Origin of the sequence: Actinospineispora spinosispora DSM 44797 (genome assembly GCF_000429025.1) — a bacterium.
Lineage (GTDB): Bacteria > Actinomycetota > Actinomycetes > Mycobacteriales > Pseudonocardiaceae > Pseudonocardia > Pseudonocardia spinosispora.
In genome coordinates, this window is record NZ_KE386835.1 from 578111 (window position 1) to 601041 (window position 22931).

The 22931-nt window shown below is 69.6% G+C and carries 23 protein-coding genes and 3 tRNA genes; 10 read left to right on the forward strand and 16 right to left on the reverse strand.

Annotation, left to right across the window (positions count from 1 at the left end; translation table 11 throughout):
- Positions 1-55 precede the first annotated feature (55 nt).
- From rplA to G406_RS0136450, 5 genes are all read right to left on the reverse strand, one after another.
- Entirely contained in the window at positions 56-772 is a 717-nt protein-coding gene (gene rplA / locus G406_RS0136430; protein ID WP_028937661.1) for a 50S ribosomal protein L1, read from the reverse strand.
- A gap of 74 nt (positions 773-846) precedes the next feature.
- Entirely contained in the window at positions 847-1281 is a 435-nt protein-coding gene (rplK, locus tag G406_RS0136435) for a 50S ribosomal protein L11 (protein ID WP_028937662.1), read from the reverse strand.
- 48 nt (positions 1282-1329) lie between these two features.
- Positions 1330-2211 carry a transcription termination/antitermination protein NusG gene (nusG, locus tag G406_RS0136440; protein WP_028937663.1) on the reverse strand — a complete coding sequence of 294 codons (882 nt, stop codon included), beginning with the start codon at positions 2209-2211 and terminating at the stop codon, positions 1330-1332.
- Between the two features lie 86 nt (positions 2212-2297).
- Complete coding sequence (gene secE, locus G406_RS0136445) at positions 2298-2648, reverse strand: preprotein translocase subunit SecE (protein ID WP_028937664.1); 351 nt, start codon at positions 2646-2648, stop codon at positions 2298-2300.
- A gap of 108 nt (positions 2649-2756) precedes the next feature.
- A tRNA-Trp gene (locus tag G406_RS0136450) sits at positions 2757-2832 on the reverse strand.
- A 170-nt stretch (positions 2833-3002) separates the two neighbouring features.
- On the opposite strand from G406_RS0136450, the gene G406_RS0136455 reads away from it, so the two are divergent.
- Complete coding sequence (locus G406_RS0136455) at positions 3003-4223, forward strand: pyridoxal phosphate-dependent aminotransferase (protein WP_028937665.1); 1221 nt, start codon at positions 3003-3005, stop codon at positions 4221-4223.
- A gap of 42 nt (positions 4224-4265) precedes the next feature.
- On the opposite strand, the gene G406_RS52085 is transcribed toward G406_RS0136455, so the two are convergent.
- The 8 genes from G406_RS52085 to G406_RS0136495 form a co-directional block, all read right to left on the reverse strand.
- Entirely contained in the window at positions 4266-5987 is a 1722-nt protein-coding gene (locus G406_RS52085; protein ID WP_084216634.1) for a BCCT family transporter, read from the reverse strand.
- 230 nt (positions 5988-6217) lie between these two features.
- Positions 6218-6427 carry a hypothetical protein gene (locus G406_RS0136465; protein WP_028937666.1) on the reverse strand — a complete coding sequence of 70 codons (210 nt, stop codon included), beginning with the start codon at positions 6425-6427 and terminating at the stop codon, positions 6218-6220.
- Positions 6428-6639: 212 nt separating this feature from the next.
- Positions 6640-7452 (reverse strand): ABC transporter ATP-binding protein, encoded by an 813-nt coding sequence (locus G406_RS52090; protein WP_064743137.1) that lies wholly within the window; start codon positions 7450-7452, stop codon positions 6640-6642.
- Between the two features lie 249 nt (positions 7453-7701).
- Positions 7702-8151, reverse strand: coding sequence for a MaoC/PaaZ C-terminal domain-containing protein (locus G406_RS0136475; protein WP_028937667.1), 450 nt, complete (start codon positions 8149-8151; stop codon positions 7702-7704).
- Positions 8148-8591 carry an FAS1-like dehydratase domain-containing protein gene (locus G406_RS0136480; RefSeq protein ID WP_028937668.1) on the reverse strand — a complete coding sequence of 148 codons (444 nt, stop codon included), beginning with the start codon at positions 8589-8591 and terminating at the stop codon, positions 8148-8150. Before G406_RS0136480 ends, G406_RS0136475 begins: the two co-directional genes overlap by 4 nt.
- 5 nt (positions 8592-8596) lie before the next feature.
- A complete protein-coding gene (gene rpmG, locus G406_RS0136485) occupies positions 8597-8761 on the reverse strand; it encodes a 50S ribosomal protein L33 (RefSeq protein ID WP_028937669.1) in 165 nt (54 codons plus the stop codon).
- 33 nt (positions 8762-8794) lie between these two features.
- Positions 8795-8870 (reverse strand) — tRNA-Met (locus tag G406_RS0136490).
- Positions 8871-8889: 19 nt separating this feature from the next.
- A tRNA-Thr gene (locus G406_RS0136495) sits at positions 8890-8962 on the reverse strand.
- Between the two features lie 138 nt (positions 8963-9100).
- Here G406_RS0136495 and G406_RS52095 point away from each other — a divergent pair.
- The 8 genes from G406_RS52095 (at position 9101) to G406_RS52100 (ending at position 20576) form a co-directional block, all read left to right on the forward strand.
- Positions 9101-10900 carry a metallophosphoesterase gene (locus tag G406_RS52095; protein ID WP_084216635.1) on the forward strand — a complete coding sequence of 600 codons (1800 nt, stop codon included), beginning with the start codon at positions 9101-9103 and terminating at the stop codon, positions 10898-10900.
- 156 nt (positions 10901-11056) lie between these two features.
- A complete protein-coding gene (locus tag G406_RS0136505) occupies positions 11057-11242 on the forward strand; it encodes a hypothetical protein (protein WP_028937670.1) in 186 nt (61 codons plus the stop codon).
- Between the two features lie 4 nt (positions 11243-11246).
- A complete protein-coding gene (locus G406_RS0136510) occupies positions 11247-14177 on the forward strand; it encodes a helix-turn-helix transcriptional regulator (protein WP_028937671.1) in 2931 nt (976 codons plus the stop codon).
- Between the two features lie 659 nt (positions 14178-14836).
- Positions 14837-16108, forward strand: coding sequence for a cytochrome P450 (locus G406_RS0136515; RefSeq protein WP_028937672.1), 1272 nt, complete (start codon positions 14837-14839; stop codon positions 16106-16108).
- A complete protein-coding gene (locus tag G406_RS0136520) occupies positions 16105-17739 on the forward strand; it encodes a class I adenylate-forming enzyme family protein (protein WP_028937673.1) in 1635 nt (544 codons plus the stop codon). Before G406_RS0136515 ends, G406_RS0136520 begins: the two co-directional genes overlap by 4 nt.
- Positions 17740-17819: 80 nt before the next feature.
- Positions 17820-18497, forward strand: a complete 678-nt coding sequence (locus G406_RS0136525) for a hypothetical protein (protein WP_028937674.1) — start codon at positions 17820-17822, stop codon at positions 18495-18497.
- A 25-nt stretch (positions 18498-18522) separates the two neighbouring features.
- The gene (gene tenA, locus G406_RS0136530; RefSeq protein ID WP_028937675.1) at positions 18523-19191 is read left to right on the forward strand and encodes a thiaminase II; all 669 of its coding nucleotides are present in this window, start codon (positions 18523-18525) and stop codon (positions 19189-19191) included.
- Positions 19192-19262: 71 nt separating this feature from the next.
- Positions 19263-20576 (forward strand): cytochrome P450, encoded by a 1314-nt coding sequence (locus G406_RS52100; RefSeq protein ID WP_037080304.1) that lies wholly within the window; start codon positions 19263-19265, stop codon positions 20574-20576.
- A 40-nt stretch (positions 20577-20616) separates the two neighbouring features.
- Here G406_RS52100 and G406_RS0136540 read toward each other — a convergent pair whose 3' ends face one another.
- A complete protein-coding gene (locus tag G406_RS0136540; protein ID WP_028937676.1) occupies positions 20617-21006 on the reverse strand; it encodes a cupin domain-containing protein in 390 nt (129 codons plus the stop codon).
- Positions 21007-21086: 80 nt separating this feature from the next.
- Entirely contained in the window at positions 21087-21710 is a 624-nt protein-coding gene (locus G406_RS0136545) for a TetR/AcrR family transcriptional regulator (RefSeq protein ID WP_028937677.1), read from the reverse strand.
- Positions 21711-21806: 96 nt separating this feature from the next.
- Here G406_RS0136545 and G406_RS54905 point away from each other — a divergent pair, with 96 nt between their 5' ends.
- On the forward strand, positions 21807-22103 hold the full coding sequence (locus G406_RS54905) for a DUF1330 domain-containing protein (protein WP_156935335.1): 297 nt from the start codon (positions 21807-21809) through the stop codon (positions 22101-22103).
- Here G406_RS54905 and G406_RS0136555 read toward each other — a convergent pair.
- Complete coding sequence (locus G406_RS0136555) at positions 22100-22930, reverse strand: SDR family NAD(P)-dependent oxidoreductase (RefSeq protein ID WP_028937678.1); 831 nt, start codon at positions 22928-22930, stop codon at positions 22100-22102. The two genes, G406_RS54905 and G406_RS0136555, sit on opposite strands and share 4 nt — an antisense overlap.
- Position 22931: the final 1 nt, after the last annotated feature.

Genomic DNA, 22931 nt, shown 5'->3' on the forward strand with positions numbered 1-22931 from the left:
ACAACGCCGGCCGGGCCCACGAAGGGCCCGGCCGGCGTTGATGTGTCTCGACTCGTCAGGCGGTGGGCTCGTCCACCAGCAGGTTGCGAGTGCGGTTCGGGTCGACCGGGATGCCCGGGCCCGTGGTGGTGCTGAAGGTGATCTTCTTGATGTAGCGGCCCTTGGCGGCCGACGGCTTGGCGCGCGAAATCTCGTCGAGCGCGGCGGCGTAGTTCTCCACCAGCTTCTCGGTGTCGAAGCTCGCCTTGCCGATCACCAGGTGCAGGTTGGACTGCTTGTCAACCCGGAAGTTGATCTTACCGCCCTTGATCTCGTTGACGGCCTTCGTCACATCGGTGGTGACCGTGCCGGTCTTCGGGTTCGGCATCAGGCCACGCGGGCCGAGGACGCGAGCGATACGACCGACCTTGGCCATCTGGTCCGGGGTGGCGATGGCGGCGTCGAAGTCCAGCCAGCCGCCCTGGATGCGGGCGATCAGCTCCTCCGAACCGACCTCGTCCGCGCCGGCGGCCTGGGCCTCTTCGGCCTTGTCACCGGCGGCGAACACGATCACCCGAGCGGTCTTGCCGGTACCGTGAGGCAGGTTCACGGTGCCTCGGACCATCTGGTCGGCCTTGCGGGGGTCCACGCCGAGCCGCATGGCGACCTCGACGGTGGAGTCCATCTTCGAGCTGGACGTCTCCCTGGCGAGACCGGCGGCCTCGAGCGGACTGTACAGCTTGTCCTTGTCGATCTTCTCCGCTGCTTCGCGGTAGCCCTTGCTGCGCTTCATGTCTGTCTCTCCTGAGTCAGCTGTGGTTCGAGCCGCGCCCGGCTCTCCCACGTGGTTCTTGAGGGGGGTGAGGGTCAGCCCTGGACCGTGATGCCCATGGACCGAGCAGTGCCGGCGATGATCTTCGCGGCCTGGTCGATGTCGTTGGCGTTCAGGTCGGGCATCTTCTGCGTGGCGATCTCCCGGACCTGGTCCATGGTGACCGTGGCGACCTTCTTGACGTGCGGCTCGCCAGAGCCCTTCTCGACGCCGGCGGCCTTGAGCAGCAGCTTGGCGGCGGGAGGGGTCTTCAGCTGGAAGGTGAAGGAACGGTCTTCGTAGACCGAGATCTCCACCGGGACCACATTGCCGCGCTGCGACTCGGTCGCCGCGTTGTAGGCCTTGCAGAACTCCATGATGTTGACGCCGTGCTGACCCAGCGCCGGACCGACCGGCGGCGCCGGGTTGGCCGCGCCGGCCTTGATCTGGAGCTTGATGATCGCGGAAAGCTTCCGCTTCTTGGGGGGCATGTCCGTTGCTTCCTTCTACCTGCTCGCCCGTCGCCCTGCCGCGACCGGCTAGATCTTGGATACCTGGGTGAACGAGAGCTCGACCGGCGTTTCCCGGCCGAAGATCGACACCAGCACCTTGAGCTTCTGGGCGTCGACGTTGACCTCGTTGATGGTCGCCGGCAACGTGGCGAACGGCCCGTCCATGACGGTGACCGACTCGCCGACCTCGTAGTCGACCTCGATCGTCGCCTTACCGGCACCGGAGTCGCTGGACTTGCCGGCGGCGGCCTTGCGCGGCTGCTCCTGCTTCGGCAGCAGGAACTTGAGCACGTCGTCGACCGTCAGCGGGGACGGCCGGGAGGTGGCGCCGACGAAGCCGGTGACGCCCGGGGTGTTGCGCACGGCGCCCCAGGACTGGTCGTTGAGCTCCATCCGGACCAGGATGTAGCCGGGCAGCACCTTGCGCTGCACCTGCTTGCGCTGGCCGTTCTTGATCTCGGTGACCTCTTCGGTCGGAACCTCGACCTGGTAGATGAACTCCTCGACGTCCAGGGTCTGCACCCGGGTCTCGAGGTTGCTCTTCACCTTGTTCTCGTAGCCGGCGTAGGAGTGCACGACGTACCACTCGCCCGGTGCCCGGTTCAGCGCCTGGCGCATCTCCTCGGCGGGGTCGAGCTCCTCGTCGGAGTCGACCGCCTCGACGACTGCTTCGTCGCCGGAGTCGTCGTCCTCGGAGTCGTCGGTCTCCGAGTCGTCCGCGTCGGAGTCGTCGGAATCCTGACCGTCCTCGGTGTCGTCCACCGAGTCCTGCTCGTCGTTGTCGTGCGCGGGGGTGGCGTCCTCGGTGTCGAGCTGGGCCTCCGACTCCTCGGACTGGCCGGCCGACCCGAGCGCCTCGGCCACCGAGGTGAAATCGGTCGGCTCCGCGCCGCCGTCGTGGGAGGTCACTACAGTCTCGCTTCCTTTCGTGCCTGGTTCGCTGTCGTCGCTCTGAGCTCTGTCAGCGGGCTGTCGCCGGAGGGTCCGACCTGTGTTCAGCCGTTGCCGAACACGGCGAAGACGCCCTTGGCGAACACATAGTCGAGCAGAGCGACCAACGCCACCATGAACGAGACGAACACCAGGACGACGAGCGTGTACGACACCAAGTCCTTGCGGTTCGGCCAGATGACCTTGCGCAGCTCGGCGACGACCTCACGCAGGAACCGCACCAGCTTGGCCGGTGGGGACGTCTTCTGCCCGCGCCCGTCCCTGCTCGGCGTCGCCCGGCCCTTGCCACCGCCGAGATCGGCGCTCGATGACTGCCCGGACTGCCGACCACGACGATCGGCCGCGGTCGCCGGACGATCCCGCCCGGACCGCTCCGACTCGTGCTCCTCAGCCACGTGCGCTCCACTCCATCATCGATCTGTGGTCATCGACCCGGGTACTGCTACTACCTTCGTGCACTTCCTGCATAACGCCTTCGTGCCCGAAAAAATCCCCGAGCACGGTGGCAGGGGTGACAGGACTTGAACCTGCAACCTGCGGTTTTGGAGACCGCTGCTCTGCCAGTTGAGCTACACCCCTATGGCTTGGTTGATCACCCGCGCCGTTTCCCTGGCATGTCGCAGCCTGGCTGCTCGTGTCAACCAGGAACGAGTGTACGACATGCCACTTCGGCACTCCCACCCGCGCCACCTTTCCTCGGCGACGCCCGCCGGGGATACCGGTTTTGCCTGGTTTGCGAGGATGGCGGCATGTCCTCGGCCACCAGAACCCAGTCCCGCGTCTCCGCCCGCATCGGCGGTATCGCCGAGTCCGCGACGATGGCGGTCGACGCGAAAGCGAAGGCCCTGAAGGCCGCCGGACGGCCGGTCATCGGCTTCGGCGCCGGCGAGCCCGACTTCCCGACCCCGTCCGCGATCGTGGCCGCCGCGCAGGACGCCTGCGCCGACCAGCGCAACCACCGCTACACCCCGGCCGGCGGCATCCCGGAGCTCAAGGACGCGATCGTCGCCAAGACCGCGCGCGACTCGGGCCTGCAGGTCGCGGCGAACCAGGTACTGGTCACCAACGGCGGTAAGCAGGCCGTCTACCAGGCGTTCGCCACGCTGCTCGACCCCGGCGACGAGGTGCTGCTGCCCGCTCCCTACTGGACGACCTACCCGGAGGCGATCGCGCTCGCCGGCGGTGTCGCGGTCGACGTGGTGACCGACGAGAGCACCGAGTACCTGCCGACCCTCGCCCAGCTCGAGGCCGCCCGCACCGAGCGGACGAAGGTGCTGCTCTGGTGTTCGCCGTCCAACCCGTCCGGCTCGGTCGCCCCGCGCGAGCTGGTCGAAGCGGTCGGGCGGTGGGCCGTCGAGAACGGCATCTGGGTCGTCACCGACGAGATCTACGAGCACCTGGTCTACGACGGTGTGCGCGCGGAGTCGATGCCGGTCGTCGTCCCGGAGCTGGCCGATACCGCCATCGTGGTCAACGGCGTGGCGAAGGCCTACGCGATGACCGGCTGGCGGGTCGGCTGGATGATCGGCCCGGTCGACGTCATCAAGGCGGCGACGAGCCTGCAGTCGCACCTGACGTCGAACGTGTGCAACGTGGCGCAGCGTGCGGCGCTGGAGGCGGTGTCCGGGTCGCTGGATGCGGCGGCCGAGATGCGGGTCGCGTTCGACCGCAGGCGCCGGACCATGGTGGAGATGCTGTCCGCGATCCCCGGCGTGACCTGCCCGACGCCGAAGGGCGCGTTCTACGTGTATCCGTCGGTGCGCGGCGTGCTCGGCAAGGAGATCCGGGGCAAGCGCCCGGCGACCAGCGGTGAGCTGGCCGCGCTGATCCTGGACGAGGTCGAGGTGGCGGTCGTCCCCGGCGAGGCGTTCGGCATGCCCGGTTACTTCCGTCTGTCCTACGCCCTGGGCGACGACGACCTGCGCACCGGCATCCAGCGCATCGCCGACCTACTCGCCGAAGCCGCCTGAACACCCGTGAGTGTTTTGGGCTGCCGGAGCAGCCCAAAACACTCACGGGTTATTTTTGGGCTTGGGCTCGACGCGCAGGTGGAAGTGCTCGCCGTACTTCGTCGTGCCGTAGTCGATCGCCTTCTCGATCTTCTCCCGGGACCGGTCGTCGCGGTGCATGAGCGGGTCGTTGCGCAGGTCCTTCGCCAGCGCGACGCACAGCAGCACCATGATCACCGCGAACGGAGCGGCCGTGATGATCGTCAGCTGCTGGATGCCGCTCAGCGCCTCGTCGCCACCGTTGCCGACCAGCAGCATGATCGCTCCGATGGCGCCCATCACGACGCCCCAGAAGATGACCACCCACTTCGACGGCTCGATCGAGCCGCGCTGCGACAGCGTGCCCATCACGATCGATGCTGCGTCCGCACCGGACACGAAGAAGATCGCCACCAGCAGCATCGCCACCGCACCGAGGACGATCCCCAGCGGATACGCGTCCAACACGCCGAACAGCTGCTGCTCGGACGTCTTGGACGCCAGGTCGGTCCCGGAACGCTGGATGCTGATCGCCGCGCCACCGAAGATCGCGAACCACAGCAGGCTCACCGCGCTCGGGATCAGCATGACGCCGGTGACGAACTGCTTGATCGTGCGGCCCCGGCTGATCCTGGCGATGAACATCCCGACGAACGGGGTCCAGGAGATCCACCACGCCCAGTAGAAGACCGTCCAGCCGGACAGCCAGGTCTCCATGGCGTCGCCGCCGCTGGCCCCGGTGCGCGCGGCCATCTGCGCGAGGTTGCCGAAGTAGTCGCCGATCGCGGTCGGGATGAGGTTCAGGATCAGGATCGTCGGTCCGGCGACGAACACGAACAGGGCGAGCACCCCGGCCAGCACCATGTTGATGTTGGACAGCCACTGGATGCCCTTCGCCACACCACTCACGGCGCTGGCGACGAACGCCACGGTCAGCACCGCGATGACGGCGACGAGCAGCCCCGTCCCGACGTTGTCCAGATAACCGCCTGCCGTGAGCCCGCCGCCGATCTGCAGCGCGCCCAGCCCTAGCGAGGCCGCCGAGCCGAACAGCGTCGCGAAGATCGCCAGCACGTCGATCGCACGGCCCAGTGGACCGTTCGAGCGCCTCTCCCCCAGCAGCGGCGCGAAGGCCGCGCTGATCAGCTGCGTACGCCCGCGACGGAAGCTGCCGTAGGCGATGGCGAGGCCGACCACCGCGTAGATCGCCCACGGGTGCAACGTCCAGTGGAACAGCGTGGTCGCCATCGCTACGTCCAGCGCCTCCTGCGAGCTGGGCGCGACGGTCCCGGGCGGCGGGCTGGTGAAGTGCTTGAGCGGCTCGTTGACGCCGTAGAACATCAGCCCGATGCCCATGCCGGCGCTGAACATCATGGCGATCCAGGACGAGGTGCGGAACTCCGGCAGCTCGTCGTCCCGCCCGAGCGGAATCTTGCCGTAGCGGCTGAACGCCAGCCACAGCGCGAACACCACGAAGCCGGACGCGGCGAGCACGAACGCCCAGCCGCCGCCCTTCATGACGCCGTTCAGGACCGCGGTGGTCACGTCGCCCAGTGACTTCGTGCCGAACACACCCCAGGCGATGAAGGCGACGGTCAGTAGGGCGGCGACCCCGAAGACCCAGCGGTCGAGCGGTTGTGGGCGGTCCGCTTCGGGTTCCGGCGTCGGCGTTGACGCCGCGGTCGCCTCGACGGTGTCGCCCTCCGGTTCCTCGGAGGGTGTGCGGGTGGGATCAGCGAGTGTCATGTGCGTCGGCCCCGGTCGATCACCGGCGCCTTCCCCCTTCCGGTGTTCGCCTGCCCACGACCCACAAGCTGAGGGGCCGCTGAGATTACTTGGCGTGCATCCTCACTTGCTGTCCGCGCACCGTCAAGCGAATGGGCGAACCGGGCTACCCGACAGCGCGAGGCCGGGCGAGTCGGGAACCATCCCTCGACTCGCCCGGCCTCGCGGCCACCCTGTCGGGTGAGAGGGACCTACTTGTCGGTGTCCGCGAGGTCCGCCAGCGCACGAGCACGGCGCGCGTACTTCCAGTTGGCCAGCTGTTCAATGGTCTTGATGCCGAACTCGGCCAGCTTCTCGTCGTGCGCCGGGGTGAGCCCCTCCAGCGCCGACGGTGGGGCGGCCAGAATCTCCGACGCGCTCTTGCCTTCCCACGCCTTGTCGACCAGCTTGCCGAACTCCACGTCGCTTCCTTTCGTTGCCGGATCGTGACGCCGGGAAGCATTTCGTGCCTTGTGTGGCCCCGCAAATGCTGTCACCGAACGTGTCATCCCGACCTCGAACCGCCGGCGCGCAAGCGTCTCGGGCGACTTCGCAGAGCGTCGTGTTGCGTCGCAGATGTTGCAGTGTCTGCGACGCAGCATGAAGCTCTGCGAGGTGCTCTCCGGGTGGGCGGTCAGGCGACCTTGGTGGTCGCGGTGGTCGCGGTGAGCAGGGCGGCCGTGTAGGGGTGCTTCGGGCGGGACAGGACCTGGGCGGTGGGGCCCTGCTCGACGATCTTGCCGCCGCGCAGCACCACGAGGCGGTCGCATCCGCGTCCGGCCAGCGCCGGATCGTCGGTGATGTGCAGCACCGCCATGCCGCGCCGTTCGCGCAGCTCGTCGAGCAGGTCGACCAGCTCGCAGCGCAGTGAGGCGTCCAGCATCTGGGTGGGTTCGTCGGCGAGGATCAGCTGGGGTTCGGTCACCACCGCCCTGGCGAACGCGACGCGTTGACGTTCACCGCCGGACAGTTGGTGCGGGAACCGTTCCAGGTAGTTCGCCACCGGGGTCAGTCCGACGAGCTCCATCGCGGCGACGACCGCGCGCAGCCGCAGCCTGCGCTCGACCAGTTTGTCGATCACCAACGGCTCGGCCACGATCGCGCCGACGTGATAGTTCGGCGGCAGTGACTCGTACGGGTCCTGCAGCACCAGGTGCATCGCGCGGCGCCGACGCCGGGCCGCCGCGAGCGAGCAGTCGAGCAGGTCGCGGCCGGCGAAGACGATCCGGCCGCGTAGGGGCTCGACGAGTCCGGCGAGCGCGCGGGCCACCGTCGATTTGCCCGCGCCCGATCCGCCGACCAGGCCGACGGACTCACCCGGGAAGACGGTGAGGTCCAGCTCGTCGACCGCGGGGCGCCTGCGCAGGCCGGTGAGACCCGGGTACTGCACGGTCAGTCCCTCGACCTGCAGTAGCGGGCGCTGGGTGTTCTGCATCGACTGGCTCATGGCGAACAGACCTCACTGTTCTCGGGGAGCGTAGTGCGGTTCCGCGGCCGAGGGCAGAGATGACGAGCGTTCGGGTGTCGGGGTGACTCGGGGTAGTCACCGTCCGCCCCGCGCGCCGCATGCCGCACGCGAGATGTGCTGAGGTGACCGACTCGGTGTGCTGGGAATCCCGACTCGCGGGCGATAAGGACGGTCACGAAGAGTCAGTACCCGCTCACGGCTCGGTCAACACCCGATCACGGAGGGGAGTCAGTTCGGGAGACGAACCTGCGCGGTCGACCGACCCAGAACGGCCTTGCCGTCGAACTTCACGGTGATGTCGACCTTGCCGACCCGGCCGCCGTCCTCACCTGCTGTGACCGACTTCAGTTTCCCGGTCAGCTCGAGCAAGGCACCCTGCTCGACGTCGTCGATCCCGGCGACCACGTCGGGAACGGGGACCGGGCGGGTGAACCGCACCTGGTAGGACAGGACCGAGGACGGGTCGCCCAGCCAGTCGGTGATCAACCGGGCGCCGATCGCCATGGTGAGCATGCCGTGCGCCACCACACCGGGCAGCCCGACGCTCTCCGCGACGCGGTCGCTCCAGTGGATCGGGTTGAAGTCGCTCGACGCTCCCGCGTAGCGCACCAGGTCGGTACGGCTGAGGTGGACCTGCAGCGGCGGCAGCTCGGCGCCCTCGTCGAACGTGTCACTCATGATTCGGCCTGACTCAACAGCAGGGCCTCGGTCTCGCACACCGGCTGGCCGTCGGATGCGACCACGACACAGCGCAGGGTGAGCATGTGTGTGCCGGCCCGGGTGTTCAGGCTCTGGACGTGCACCGTGGTCACGAGCTCGTCGCCGGCGTGGATCGGGCGGCTGAAGCTGATCTTCTGGTCACCGTGGACGGTGCCCTCGAAGCGCCAGCCGAAATCCGGGTCCCTCAGCAGGACCTCGATCCGGGGCATGGTGAACACGACGGGGAAGGTGGGCGGCGCCACCAGATCCGGATGGCCTGCCGCTCGCGCGGCGGCGACGTCGTGACACAGCGGGCTGCTCTCGCCGACCGCCGTGGCGAACTCGCGAATCTTCTCCCGCCCCACCTGGTACTGCGGTGAGGACGGGAGAGCGCGACCTACGAAGGACTCGTCGAGCACCCGCGTCAGCGGGTCTCGCGGTGAGCCTGGTGAGCGTTACAGTTCGGGCAGTACTTCTTGACACTCAAGCGATCCGGGTCGTTACGCCGGTTCTTCTTGGTGATGTAGTTACGGTGCTTGCACACCTCGCACGCCATGGTGATCTTCGGACGGACGTCGGTGGCGGCCACTGCAATCTCCTGCTGCTCGGTAAGTCGGTTGGCTGGTAGCGGTGGCCGGACTTGAACCGGCGACACAGCGATTATGAGCCGCTTGCTCTACCGACTGAGCTACACCGCTATGCACCCATTGGGTGTCGAGCCCCTTTACGGAATCGAACCGTAGACCTTCTCCTTACCATGGAGACGCTCTGCCGACTGAGCTAAAGGGGCGAGTCGACCGCAGGGAGTAGCTCCCGGCGACGTGGACAACTCTACACGCGGCGTCAGGGGCCACGAAATCGGACCCCGGCTTCTGTGTGGACATTCGCCGTTCACCCTGCGTACACCGCGTGAGGTCATATTCCAGCCATGACGCGACCGCTCAACCCACCCGGCGAAACCCCCGGAGTCGGCGTACCGCCCCGGCTCGCCGCACACATGACCGTCGCCGAGCAGCACGACTGGCTGCGCGGTTTCCTCGCCGCCCGACCGGTGAGCAGGCGCAGCGCGCTGCGCGGCGCCGCCGGGATCGGCCTGGCCGGCGGGCTCGCCTCGGTTCTCGCCGCGTGCGGTTCGCCGACCAGCGGCGGCGGCACCGGCGGCGCCACCCCGCTCGGGGTCACCGGGCGGCACCTGTCGTTCGGTACCGACCCGACCAGCCAGATGGCCGTCGGCGCGGAGCTGACCGCGAAACCCGCCGGCAAGGTGCTGCTGGACCTCGGCATCGACACCCAGTACGGGACCACCATCGAGGCTGAGGTCCGCGAGCTGGTCAGCCAGGTCCCGCAGGCCGACGGCTCGATCAGGGCGGCCGACCAGTTCTTCGTGCACGGACTCGCCGAACAGCTGCGGCCCGGCCAGAGCTACCACTACCGGTTCCGTCTGCCCGGCGGCGGGACCAGCCAGGACGCGGTGTTCAGCACCGCGCCGACCGCGCGTGTGCCGTTCACCTTCACCGCGTTCGGCGACCAGGGCGTCAACGCCGCACCGGCCAACAGCTCGATCATCACCAAGGACTTCACCGACGACTACTACAAGCAGGGTGACGACCGCCGCACCCCGGCTCCGGCGTCGTCGCTCGTCGAGCTGATCGCCCGGCGGCACCCCGCCTTCCACCTGCTCGCGGGTGACATCTGTTACGCCGACCCGAGCGGTGACGGCGAGCCGGTCAAGAACGCGGCGCCGGCGAAGGAGGAGAAGGGCTTCGACAACTTCGACCCGCACACCTGGACCGCGTACTTCGCCAGCATCGAGGCCAGCGCCGCGACCACGCCGTGGATGTTCGCCACCGGCAACCACGACATGGAGGCGCTCTACGACGACAACAAGGCACCCGGTGGCGCGACACACGGCTACGGCGGGCACGCGGCGCGACTCGACCTACCGCGCAACGGCCCCAGCAAGTGCCCGTCGGTGTACACGTTCAAGTACTCGAACGTCGGGGTGATCAGCGTCGACGCGAACGACCTGTCCACCGAGATCGCCACCAACGCCGGCTACAGCGGCGGGGCGCAGGCGAGCTGGGTCCGCCAGACCCTCGCCGCGCTGCGCGCCGACCCGGCCGTCGACTTCATCGTCGCGTTCTTCCACCACTGCGCCTACGCCACGAGCGCCTCACACGCCTCCGACGGCGGTGTGCGCTCGACGCTGACGCCGATGTTCGACGAGTTCGGCGTCGATCTCGTGGTGCAGGGGCACAACCACCAGTACGAGCGCACCAACCCGATCAAGGGCGGCCGCACCGGCGTGCAGGCCCCCGACGGTGCGACCGTGCATCCGGAGACCGACGGCACGACCTACATCTGCGTCGGCTCCGGCGGCCGCCCCCGCTACACCTGGCAGCCCGGCGAGACGGACCGCTACCGGGGCAACACCGGTCCGGACAGCGGCACGCAGGTGACCAGCTTCCTGAACGTCGCCGACGGCGGGAAGACCCCGGAGACGGTCGACTGGTCGCAGGCCCGCTACCTGGACTACGCGGTGCTCTCGGTGGACGTGACACCCGGCGCGCCCGGCGCGGACTCGACGATGACGGTCCGCGCGATCGCCGACACGGGCCAGGAGATCGACGCGGTCACCTTGGTCCGCAAGGCATCGGGCACCGCCCCGAAACCCACAGCCTCAGGTTCCTGGACCCGCACCCCCACCGGCCTCTCCATCCCCGCCTGACCCCGTCCACCCCGGGCACGAATGTGGCTTTAGGGACGTCGAACGTCCCTAAAGCCACATTCGTGCCGCTTCGGCTGGCGGGTAAGGGGGTGTTCGCGGCGCTGGTGACGTGGTCGGCCGATGTGGGCGGGGTGGCCTTACGCCGAGTGTGGTGGGGTGGACATCGGACAGGTGCGGGTCGAGTGGGAGTACCGGCGGGACCGGTACGTCGCCGAGGCCGAGGCGTTCCGGCTGGGCAGGCTCGTGCGGCGCGGCCGAGCCCAGCGGAAGGCCCAGCGGAAGACAGAGCGGCGGGAGGCCGGAAAGTCCGGTGCCGCGAGGGGGCGTGCTGTGCAAGCATGATCCGGTGCCTCGGCTGGGAACCGGGATCGCGCTGGTCGGGCGGCGGCGTGAGCTCGATGTGTTGGTCGCCGCGCTGGAGCACGGCGCCCTCGGCCGGGCCGGCGGGGTGCTGCTGTCCGGTGATGCCGGGGTCGGCAAGTCGCGGCTGATCGTCGAGCTGGCGCGGCGGGCGTCCACCGACGGCTGGCGGGTGCTGACCGGGCGTTGCCTGGACACCGCCGAGGCTGCGCTGCCGTACCTGCCGTTCGCCGAGGCCGTCGGGCCGCTCTCCGAGGACGCCGACCTGCTCGCCGCGCACCCGACGCTGGCGCGGCTGCTGCCCGGGACCGTCGACCGAGGCGAGGTACGGCTGGACCGCCCGGACGTCGGGCAGCTGCAGCTCTTCGACGCCGTGCTGTCCGCGTTGACCACGCTCGCCACCCGAGGGCCGGTCCTGCTGATCGTCGAGGACCTGCACTGGGCCGACCGTTCGAGCCGCGACCTGCTCACCTTCCTGCTCGCCCGGCTCGGTGGCCAGCGGCTGGTGGTGCTGGCCAGCTACCGCGCCGACGAGCTGAACCGCAGGCATCCGCTGCGCCAGGTACTCGCCGAGCTGGTGCGGCTGCCCTCGGTGGACCGGCTGGAGCTGACACCCTTCGGCGCCGCCGACGCCGAGCGCTTCGTCCGAGCGCTCGCCGACGACGGACTGGACGACACCGCCGCCCGGTCGATCGCGCGGCGCAGCGAGGGCAACGCGTTCTTCGCCGAAGAGCTCGTCTCCGCGGACACCGACGGGATGCCGGGCCGGCTCGCGGAGGTCCTGCTCGCCCGCGTCGAGACACTTGACCAGGCCACCCAGCAGGTGTTGCGGCTCGCCTCGGTCGCCGGCCGGCGGTTTCGACACGACCGGCTGGCCGCCGCCTCGGCCGGGACGTCGCCGGAGGACCTGGACGCCGCACTGCGCGCGGCGGCCTCGGCTCACGTGCTGCTTCCCGACGGCACTCGCGGGTACCAGTTCCGGCACGCGCTGCTGCGCGAGGCGCTCTACGCCGACCTGCTGCCGGGTGAACGGACCCGGCTGCACGCCGCGTTCGCCACCGCGCTCACCGACGAGCCGGACCGGGGCAGCGCCGCGGAGCTGGCACATCACGCGATGGAGAGCCACGACCTGCCGCTCGCGCTCGCCTCCTCGGTCAGGGCGGCCAGGGAAGCCGACCAGCTCGACGCCTCGGCCGAGATCCTGCTGCACGCCGAGCGTGCGCTGCAGCTGTGGGCCGCGGTGCCCGATCCCCGGTCGGTCGCCGGCGAGGACCCGCTCGAGCTGATGCGGCTCGCGGTGTGGTCCGCCGACGCGCTGGGTGAGCCGGACCGCGCGATCCGGCACTGCCGTGCCGCGATCGAGCTGGCCGACTCGGTCGGCGACACCGGGCACGGCGCGAGCTTCCGCCGCCGCTACGGGCAGTACCTGCTCGCCCTGCCAGGCCGCGAGCTGGAAGCGCTCGCCGCCGCCGAGGAGGCGTTCGACCTGCTCGCCGACGAACCCGCCTCGCCGGAGAAGGCGTGGGCGCTCGCCGGGCTGGCCAGGGTGAGCTGCCGGCTGGACCGGTACGCCGAGGCCACCGAGCAGGCCTACCGGGCGATCGAGCTGGCAAGTGAGTCCGAACGCGGCCCGGCCGCGCTGGCCGCCGAGGCCGACGCGCTCACCACCGCGGCGGTGTCCGAGGAGATGCTCGGCCGGGTCGACAGCGCACGCGAACGGCTGGACAGGGCGATCGCGCTCGCGGCGGAAGCGGACGCACTCGGTGTCGAGCTGCGCGCCCGGTTCAACGCGGGCATGTCGCGCCACGACGCCGGTGAGCTGCTCGACGCGATGCCGGTGTTCGACGCCGGGGTGGCGCGCGCCGAGCGCACGGGGATGACCTGGTCGAGCTACGGCCTCGAACTGCGCGTCATGCAGGCACTGACCCGCTACATCCTCGGCGACTGGGACGGCGCCGCCTCGATCACCGAGGGTTCGGTGTCCGCGCACGTCGCCACCAGGGTGTCCTCGGTCGAGCTGTTCGTCGAGGTCGGGCGGGGGCAGTTCGAGGCGGCCGACGCGCGGATCGCGGCACTGCCGCTCGGTCAGGGAACCGACGAGCAGGTGGTGCGGTTCGTCGCGATGTGCGGCGCGGAGATGGAACTGTGGCGAGGCGCCCCGGACCGCGCGGCGGCACACGTCCGGACCGCGCTGGAGGACCAGCGCAGGCTCTACGGCGTCACACCGGCTCAACTGTCGCTGTGTGCGCTCGGTGTGAGCGCCCAGTCCGAGCTGGCCCGCCTCGCCCGACTGCGCAGGGACGACACCGCGCTGCGCGAGGCGATCACGCTGGGCACGCAGCTCGCCGAGCTCGCCACCACAGCCGCCGAGCAGGCCCAACCGCGCACCGGCACGCTCGGCCCGGAGGGACGCGCCTGGCTGCTGCGGGTGGACGCCGAATCCCGGTCGCTCATCGGCGACCCCGACCCGGGCCGGTGGGCCGACACCGCCGTCGCGTTCGACGCCTACGGCGAGGTCTACCAGGCCGCGATGGCGCGCTGGCGGCACGGCGAGGCCCTGCTGGCGACACAGCGGTCCCTCGACTCCGCCGAACCGCTGCGCCAGGCACTCGCGGTGGCCGAGCGCCTCGGGGCGACACCACTCGCCGAGGCCGTGCGAGCGACCGCGAGCAGGGGCCGCGTCCGCCTCGGCGCCGAACCGCTCCCCGTGCCGCCCTCCGGCCCCACGCTGACACCTCGCGAGCGGTCGGTGCTGGAGCTGGTGGCGGCCGGCCGGACCAACCGGCAGATCGGCACGGAGCTGTACATCAGCGAGAAGACCGTGAGCGTGCACCTGAGCAGGGTCATGTCGAAGCTGGCCGTGTCGAGCCGAACCGAGGCGGTGAGCGCCGCCTACCGGCTGAGCTGGCTGTATTGATTGGGCCTGTTTCGCGCGCGGTATTTTTCTGTGACCACCCCGGCTCGCTTACGCTCGCTGGGGTACTCCCAGAAAAAAAGGCTCGAGGACTCGCCCGGGCGCGCGCTTGGGGGAACCCCGAGAGCCGCCCTGGCAGCTGGGCGGGTTGTTGCGGACATTCACTGCCCGGCCTTCGCCGGAACTCCTTCGGAGACTCGCGGAGCCGGCTTCACAGACGCATGTACACCCGCAGCCGAAAAAGCCGTGAGTGTTTTGGGTTGCCCTGGCAACCCAAAACACTCACGGGTCCTTGTGTGCCCGAGGGTGTGCGTCGTGGGGTGCGCATGGCGCCTGGAGCGCCCTCAGCTTGCACCGGGAGTGTGGTGGGGCACGGTGCATAGGTGGCCCCGCAGAGGCGCCCGGAGGGGTTCCGCCGAAGGCGGGTAGTACATGAGGGGCGGCTCCCAAGCCGGGGCACCAAGCGCGCGCGTCGCCGAAGGCGACATTTTTCCGAGTGGGCCCCTCAGCCCGAAGGGTTGAGGGGCCCGCGAGGAAAAAGCCCAGGCAGCGAGCCGTTAGGCGAGCCGCCTGGATCGTTCCCGGTCGGCCCGGAGGGCCTTCCGGGAACGATGGCGCGCGAAACAGGCAGAAACGTACGCCGTACGGCAGAGTGTTCAAGCATGAGCCGCGCACAACCCGACACTGATGTCGACCTTTCGGACCTGGACGGATTCTGGACTCGGCCGATCGAGGAGCGGCACGCCGTGTTCAACGCACTGCGTGACCAGCCCGGTCTGCCGTTCTTCGCCGAGCGGGAGATCAACCGCGCGATCCCGGCCGGCCCCGGCTACTACGCCCTGACCAGGCTGGACGACATCGCGGAAGCGAGCCGCAGGCCGAAGCTGTTCACCTCGGGGCAGGGCGCGACGAACATCGCGGACCTGCCGAAGGAGTTCCTGGAGTTCTACGGCTCCATGATCAATATGGACGATCCGAGGCACAGCAGGCTGCGCCGCATCGTGTCGCGGGGGTTCACACCGCGACGGCTGGACGCGCTCACCGAGAACGTCGGCCGGGTGGCGAGCACCATCGTGGACGACATCATCGACGCCGGTGAGTGCGAGGCGGTGCGGTCGATCTCGGCGCGGCTGCCGCTGACCATCGTGTGCGACATGATGGGCATTCCGGAGAGCCAGCACGACTTCGTGTTCGACCGGACGAACGTGATCCTCGGCGCGACCGACCCGGAGTACGTCCCGGAGGGCACGGACATCTTCACCGCGCTGCTGCAGGCCGGTGGTGATCTGACGAACCTGGTCCGTGAGCTGGCCGCACTGCGCGCCGAGAACCCGACCGATGATCTGATCTCGGCGCTCATCAACGCGGAGATCGACGGGGAGTCGTTGACCCCGGACGAGCTCGCCTCGTTCTTCATCCTGCTCGTGGTGGCCGGCAACGAGACGACGAGGACGGCGATCAGCTGGGGCATCACCGCGCTGACCCGGTACCCGGAGCAGCGGGAGCGCTGGCTCGCCGATCTGGACAAGGTCACCCCCACCGCGGTCGAGGAGATCGTCCGGTGGGCATCGCCGGTGATGTTCATGCGCCGCACGGTCGCCGAGGCCACCGCGCTGGGCGGCCAGGAGCTGAGCGCGGGCGACAAGGTGCTGCTGTTCTACTGGGCGGGCAACCGTGATCCGAAATACTTCCTCGAGCCCGAGAAGTTCGACGTGCTGCGCTCGCCGAACGCGCACATCGGCTTCGGCGGTCCCGGCCCGCACTTCTGTCTCGGCGCACACCTGGCGCGCAGGGAGATCAGCGTGATGTTCCGCGAGCTGCTCACCCGCATCCCGGACATCCACGCGACCGCCGAGCCGGTCCGCCTGAAGTCGTCGTTCATCAACGGCATCAAACATCTGCCCGTTGCGTTCACCCCCGGAGGTGCCCGTTGATCGTCAGTTCACCGTCGAGCCTGACCTACCCCGAGGTTCCCGCCGGTTCGATCCTGGCCGGTACGGCCGCCCGCTGGCCGGACCGTGTCGCGCTGCACGCCGACGGCGCCGAGCTGACCTTCGGTGAGCTGTACCGGAAGGCCTGCGCATTCGCGAACGCGCTGCACGGCGCCGGTGTCTCCCGGGGTGACGTGGTCGCCGTCCATCTGGCGAACCGTCTCGAGTACGCCATCGCCTACCACGGGATCCTGTTGTCCGGCGCGACCTACACCCCGGCGAACCCGCTGTTGCCGCCCGCCGACCTGGCCGCGCAGCTCATCGACTCCGGCGCGGTGCTCGCGGTCAGCTTCGACCCGGCGAGCAAGGCGCTGGCCGCGGTCCGGGCGCAGACGGCGGTGCGTCAGGTCGTGCTCGTCGGCTCCGACGGCGAGGACGGTTTCGACCGGTTCATCGCCGACGCGCCGACCACCCGACCGGACGTCGAGATCGACATCCACGACGACCTGGCACACCTCGCCTACACCGGCGGTACGACCGGCCGGTCCAAGGGCGTGCGCATCCCGCACCGCAACGTGGTGGTGAACGCGCTGCAGTACGCCTGCTGGGGCTCCGGCGGCGAACCGAGGGTGGACGCCGACGGCGGGGTGTGGGTCGAGCAGGTCGGTGACGAGGCCGAGTACCCGAACCAGGTCGGCACGGGCGTGACGATCAACCTGACGCCGTGGTTCCACGCCATGGGCACCGTGGGCAGCCTCAACATCGCGCTGCTGGCCGGCACGACCCAGGTGCTGCACGAGCGGTTCGACCCGGGCCGCTATCTCGCCGACGGCGAGAAGTTCGGGATCACCTCGATGACCGGCGCTCCCCCGCTGTTCGCGGCGTTGATCGCGCACCCGGACTTCGCCACCAGGAACCTGAGCGAGGTCCGGGGCATCACCTCCGGCGCCGCGCCGCTGGCCGTGGAGCTGATCAACGTGATGCGCGCCCGGTTCGGCGAGGACGTGCCGGTCACCGAGGGGTACGGCCTCACCGAGGTCACGATGGGCGCCACGTCGGGACCGGCGGCGCGCTCGGCGGTCCGCAAGATCGGCACGGTCGGGCTGCCGGTGCCGGACACACAGATCAAGCTGGTCGGCGAGGACGGCTCCGAGCAGCCGCTGCCGGTCGGCGAGGCCGGCGAGGTCTGCATCAAGGGCCCGCAGGTCATGCTCGGCTACCTGAACCGGCCGGAGGAGACCGAGGCGACCCTGGTCGACGGGTGGCTGCACACCGGCGACATCGGGGTGCTGGACGACGAGGGTTATCTGTCGATCGTCGACCGCAAGAAGGACATGCTGCTCTACAAGGGCTACAACGTGTACCCGAGGCAGCTGGAGGAGCTGCTGTTCGCCCGACCGGGCGTGCGCGCCGCGGCGGTCGTCGGCAAACCGGATCCGGCGACGGGAGAACTTCCGGTGGCATTTGTGATACCGGAGCGGTCGGAAGGTTTCGACGCGGAACAGCTGCGCACCGAAGTCAACGCTCGTTTGCTCCCCTACCAGCACATTCGCGAAATACATTTGACCGACGCGCTACCGGTGTCCGCGGCAGGCAAGGTGCTGAAGCGTGAACTCAGGGAGCGCCTGCGGTAGCGACACGCCCGCATGCCACGATTCAGGTGGCAGCATGAGCCCTTCAGGGTTCCTTCCACTCAATTCAGGGCGGCTTGCATATGGCTCTCGACCGGACGGGTACGCCGGACGCCTCCGACTCCGACGGCGGGCCACAGCCCGCCGCCGGAGTGCCGGAGAAGCCGGCGTACGGCGACGAGTCGCGGGGTGACCCGACGTCGTTCGGCGAGCAGGCGACGACTCTCATGCCGCCCCTGCCGCCCGCTCCGGCCATGCCGAAGCCGCCGACTCCCGAGGAAGAGGAAGCGACCGCTCGGTCCAATAAGCGGCTGACCTGGGTCCTGTCCGGCGCGGTCGTGCTGGTCGGCATCCTGCTGTTCAGCGTGCTGGGCAACGGCAGCGACAGCTCCGCGGTGCCGATCGTGCAGGCGCCGCTGGACACCGCGGCGTCGCAGGCCTCCGACCTGCCCACGACCAGCGCGGCGCCGCCGACCACCTCGGCGCTACCCACGACCAGCGTCGCTCCACCGCCTCCTCCGCCGCCCACCAGCGTCTACGTGCCGCCGCCCCCGCCGAGGACGACCTACCGGCCGACCCCGAGGACGACGCCGCCACGCACCACCCGGACGACTCCGCGCACGACACGTTCGGAGCCGAAGACCACACGGCGCAGCAGCTCGAACGACGACGACAAAGACAAGGAAAAGGACAACAAGCGCAGCTCGAACCCCTACGACTACCCGGACAGCTCGGGTGGCAGCCGGGGTCTCGGCCTCTAGCGCCACTTGCGGCTACCGTGCCGGTATGGCGGATTCCGAGAAGCTGACCGGCCGGCTGTGGTCGGCGATCGAGCACATCTATGACGGCGTACTGAGCCACCCGTTCGTCAGTGGGCTCACCGACGGCACGCTGCCGGCCGAGTCGTTCCGGCACTACATCGAGCAGGACACGCACTACCTGCGCGGTTACGCCCGTGCCCTGTCTGTGTGCGCCGCGAAGGCGCCGACCGAGCGGGACACGGTGATGTTCGCCGAGCACGCCGCCGGTGCAATCGCCGCCGAGCAGGACATGCACGCCGAGCTGATGGCCGAGCTGGGCGCCCCCTTCGACCAGGACGCGCCGGTAGCACCCACGACCCAGGCCTACAGCAGCTACCTGCTGGCGACGGTCTACGGCGGGTCGTTCGCCGAAGGCGTCGGCGCGGTGCTGCCCTGCTACTGGATCTACGCGCGCGTCGGCGAGGAGCTGCTCACCCGGTCGTCGCCGAACCCGCTGTACGCGCGGTGGATCGCGATGTACGGCGGCGAGGAGTTCCAGAAGGTCGTCGACGACGTGCTGGCCTTGACCGACCGGATCGGGACGACACTGTCCGAGACCGAGACCCGGCGGGTCGTGGACCACTTCGTGACGACGTCCCGCTACGAGTGGATGTTCTGGGACGCGGCGTTCCGCCGGGAGGTCTGGCCGATCTGAGGCTGGCGCGCCCGGAGCCGACAGACGTACAGTGTACGTATCTGGTTCCCGATCGACCTCGGAGGACGATCATGCAGCTTCCGGACACAGCGCGGTGGGCGTTGACGCACGGGCTGATCCGGCTCGTGATGAAGCGTGAAGCTCGCAAGGGCAACACCAACACCCGGTTCCTGACCGACCGCGCCATCCAGCTCAACCCGTACCCGCACTACGAAGAACTGCGCACCGACAAGCCGTTCGCCGCCGGTCTGGCGGGCAAGCTCACGGTGCAGCACGCCACGGCCACCGAGGTGCTGCGCGCCGAGAGTTTCGGCACCGCGTCGTTCGGCGGTGCGCCCCGGCCGATCCGGCGACTGCTCGCGGCGTCGGCCTCCGGTGCCGCGCGCAGCGTCATCGAGCCGCCGTCGATGCTGGCCGTCGACCCGCCCAACCACAGCCGCTATCGCAAGCTCGTGACCCGGGCGTTCACCGCCAGGGCGGTCAAGGCGCTGCGGGACCGCACCGAGGAGGTCGCGGTCGAGCTGCTGGACGAGATCGAGCGACGCGGCGTGCGCGAGCCGGTCGACCTGGTCCGGATGTACGCCTCGCAGCTGCCGGTCATCGTGATCTGCGAGATCCTCGGCGCGCCCATCGCGATGAAGGACCAGTTCCTCACCTGGGGTGACGGCGCGGCCGCGTCGTTGGACCCCGGAATGAGCCGTCAGCAGTTCCTGGAGGCCCAGCGCGGCATCGACGCGCTGCTGGACTGGATGCGCGGGCACTTCGAGACGCTGCGCCGCAATCCCGGCCAGGACATCCTGTCCGACCTGGTGACCTCGACCGACACCGACGGCGAACGGCTGAGCGAGACCGAGCTGCTGTCCACGTCGCTGCTCGTGCTCGCTGCGGGTTTCGAGACGACGGTCAACCTGATCGGCAACGGCATCGCGCTGCTGCAGGAGCACCCCGCGCAGCGTGCGCTGCTCGCCGAGGACCCGTCGCTGTGGCCGAACGCGGTCGACGAGATGCTGCGCATCGACTCGCCCGTGCAGCGCACCGCCCGCCGGGCGCTGCGCGACACCGAGATCGCCGGTGTTCCGGTGAGCCAGGAGGAGCTGGTCGTGGTCCTGCTGGGCGCGGCCAACCGGGATCCGAAGGTGTTCGACGACCCGCACACGTTCGACGTCACGCGACCGAACGCCGGCAAGCACCTCGCGTTCTCCAGCGGCATCCACTACTGCCTGGGCGCCGCGCTGGCGAAGATGGAGGGTGAGGTCGCGCTGCGTGCCCTCTACACGCGCTATCCGGACCTGACGCTGGTCGGCACGCCGCACCGGCGGCCCACGTCCAACCTGCGCGGCTTCGACCGGATGTCCGCCGCGCTGGTGCCGGCTCCGGTCGCCTGACCCCGTGAGTGGCGCGGCCTCCTATGACCGGCCGCGCCACTCACAGCCGGTGGCCGGTGGTGCTGTCCACGTGGTCCGGGATGTCGTCGTGGCGGTCGCCCGTACTGGACGTGCCGGACGGCTCGAACATGAGGATCGAGGCACCGGTCGAGGACGGCTTGTGCTCGGTGCCCTTCGGCACGACGAACGTGTCGCCCTGGCGAAGCACCACGTGCGTCTCGGTCCCGTCCGCGTCGCGCATCGCCACGGTGAACTCGCCGTCGAGCACGAGGAAGAACTCGTCGGTGTCCTCGTGCACGTGCCAGACGTGCTCGCCGAGGGTGTGCGCGATCCGCACGTCGTAGTCGTTCATCCGCGCGACGATCCGAGGGCTGTACACCGCGTCGAACGAGGCGAGCGCGGCGGTCAGGTTCACAGGTGCACTGGTCATGCCCTCGATCCTCACCGTAGGAAGCCCGCCGGTCTTGTACGTTCGTGCCCGATTCGCCGCACCCGGAGCAGCCGCCCGAGCTAGCTCGGGGCGTAGGCCCGCAGGAACGTCGTGACCGCCGCTCGCGTCACCAGGCGCAGCTCCGCATCGGGCACCGGGCGGGTGCCCAAACGGGAACGCCGGTCCATCGACCCGGTCAGCAGCGAGGCCAGCTGTTCGGCGGCCAGGACCGGATCGGTCATCCGCAGCCTTCCGGCGACCGTCAGGCGAGACAGCCGGTCGGCCAGCGCATCGATGACCTTGTCCGCCGCGCCGACCTGGACGATGTCGATCAGCCAGGGAAACTGGTGGACCTCGGCGGAGAGCAGCCGGCGCATCGCCATGGAGCGGTCGTCGCGGAAGCACCGCAACAGCTGGTAGCCGACGTCCCGCAGGGTCTCGCTCAGCTCGCCGTCATCGGTGAGCCGAGCCAGCACCTCGGTGTTCTCGGCCAGCGCCCGATCCGCCTGCGCCGCGACCGCCTGGTGCAGCAGGGTCTCCTTGTCGCCGAAGTGGCTGTACACCGTCGCCTTGGCGACACCCGCCTCGGCGGCGATGACGTCGATCGCGGCGAGCGCGTACCCCTCGCGTGCGAACACCACGAAGGCCGCGTCCAGGATCGCCTGCCGCTTGTCGATACGCCCCCGACGAGCGACCCCAGCCATGGCAGAAGCATACTCGCCGGTCTATTTTGCTAGTCGTACTAGACTGACCAAGAAACCAGACCGGTGAGTCTGGACACTGCGATCTGGAGGCAGGACATGCCGGCTTACCTGATGTCGACCGATCCCGAGTCGGGCTACAACGACCTCGACGCGATGGCCGGCTACGGCGCGACCGTCCCGGGAATCGTCGAGTCGTTCGGCGGCAGGTACCTTCTGCGCCGCAGCCAGACCCGAGCGCTGGAAGGCAGCTGGGAGCCCGGCGACATGGTCCTCATCGAGTTCCCCTCGATGACCGAGCTGCGAGCGTTCTACGAGTCCGAGCAGTACCGCCCGTGGCTGGAGCTGCGTCAGCGGGCGGGCCGCACGAACATCGTCATCACCGAAGCGGCCTAGGCGTCGAACGCGGTGGCCCGGGAGACGTGTTCCCAGGCCGTCAGGTCCGAGCCGCGCCCGGCCAGCTCGGTACGGATGCCGTCCACCGCGTCCGCACCCAGCGCCAGACGCAGCGGCGGGTCGTCGGAGTCGAGAGCGGTGAGGATCGCGGCCGCCGCCTTCACCGGGTCGCCCGCTTGCTCGCCGTCGCCGGTGGTGACGTACTGCCTGATCGGACCGACCGTGTCGGCGTACTCGGGCATCTCGGCCGACAGGTACGCCGCGCCGGGATTGAACAGACCGGTGCGGAAGGCGCCCGGCTCGACGATCAGGAACCGCACGCCGAAGTCGACCTCCTGCGCGAGGGACTGGGTCAGACCCTCCAGCGCGAACTTGGTCGCGCAGTACGCGCCGAAGCCGGACGAGGTGGTCTGCCCGCCGACACTGGACATCTGGACGACCGCGCCTCCCCCGGCGCGCCGCATGTGCGGCAGCACCGCCTTGGTGAGCGCGGCCGGGCCGAAGAAGTGCAGGTCGAACAGGTAACGCAGCTCCTCGGAGGTGGTCTCCTCCAGCGCCCCCACCTGGGTGCGCCCGGCGTTGTTGACCAGCACGTCGATGCGCCCGTGCCGTGCCACGACCTCGTCGACGACCGACGGCGCATCCGGCGAGGTCACGTCGAGCCGGATCGAGTCGACCCTGCCGGGGTACGCATCGGCCAGGTCGTCCAGCGCGCCGGCGCGGCGGGCCGCACCGACCACCGTGTCCCCCGCGCCGAGCGCCGCCTCCGCGATGGCCCGGCCCAAGCCGCTGCTGGCACCGGTGACCAACCAGATCCGCTCCGCCATG

What these genes read in the sequence shown, in the direction of transcription:
- G406_RS0136455 (WP_028937665.1), top strand. Translation starts at nt 3,003, where the DNA reads ATGTCCTCGGCCACCAGAACCCAGTCCCGCGTCTCCGCCCGCATCGGC.
- G406_RS0136555 (WP_028937678.1), bottom strand. Translation starts at nt 22,930, where the DNA reads ATGGCGGAGCGGATCTGGTTGGTCACCGGTGCCAGCAGCGGCTTGGGC.
- G406_RS52100 (WP_037080304.1), top strand. Translation starts at nt 19,263, where the DNA reads ATGCAGCTTCCGGACACAGCGCGGTGGGCGTTGACGCACGGGCTGATC.
- G406_RS52090 (WP_064743137.1), bottom strand. Translation starts at nt 7,452, where the DNA reads ATGAGCCAGTCGATGCAGAACACCCAGCGCCCGCTACTGCAGGTCGAG.
- G406_RS54905 (WP_156935335.1), top strand. Translation starts at nt 21,807, where the DNA reads ATGCCGGCTTACCTGATGTCGACCGATCCCGAGTCGGGCTACAACGAC.
- G406_RS0136545 (WP_028937677.1), bottom strand. Translation starts at nt 21,710, where the DNA reads ATGGCTGGGGTCGCTCGTCGGGGGCGTATCGACAAGCGGCAGGCGATC.
- G406_RS52095 (WP_084216635.1), top strand. Translation starts at nt 9,101, where the DNA reads ATGACGCGACCGCTCAACCCACCCGGCGAAACCCCCGGAGTCGGCGTA.
- G406_RS0136540 (WP_028937676.1), bottom strand. Translation starts at nt 21,006, where the DNA reads ATGACCAGTGCACCTGTGAACCTGACCGCCGCGCTCGCCTCGTTCGAC.
- rplA (WP_028937661.1), bottom strand. Translation starts at nt 772, where the DNA reads ATGAAGCGCAGCAAGGGCTACCGCGAAGCAGCGGAGAAGATCGACAAG.
- tenA (WP_028937675.1), top strand. Translation starts at nt 18,523, where the DNA reads ATGGCGGATTCCGAGAAGCTGACCGGCCGGCTGTGGTCGGCGATCGAG.
- G406_RS0136515 (WP_028937672.1), top strand. Translation starts at nt 14,837, where the DNA reads ATGAGCCGCGCACAACCCGACACTGATGTCGACCTTTCGGACCTGGAC.
- G406_RS0136525 (WP_028937674.1), top strand. Translation starts at nt 17,820, where the DNA reads ATGGCTCTCGACCGGACGGGTACGCCGGACGCCTCCGACTCCGACGGC.
- G406_RS0136475 (WP_028937667.1), bottom strand. Translation starts at nt 8,151, where the DNA reads ATGAGTGACACGTTCGACGAGGGCGCCGAGCTGCCGCCGCTGCAGGTC.
- rplK (WP_028937662.1), bottom strand. Translation starts at nt 1,281, where the DNA reads ATGCCCCCCAAGAAGCGGAAGCTTTCCGCGATCATCAAGCTCCAGATC.
- G406_RS52085 (WP_084216634.1), bottom strand. Translation starts at nt 5,987, where the DNA reads ATGACACTCGCTGATCCCACCCGCACACCCTCCGAGGAACCGGAGGGC.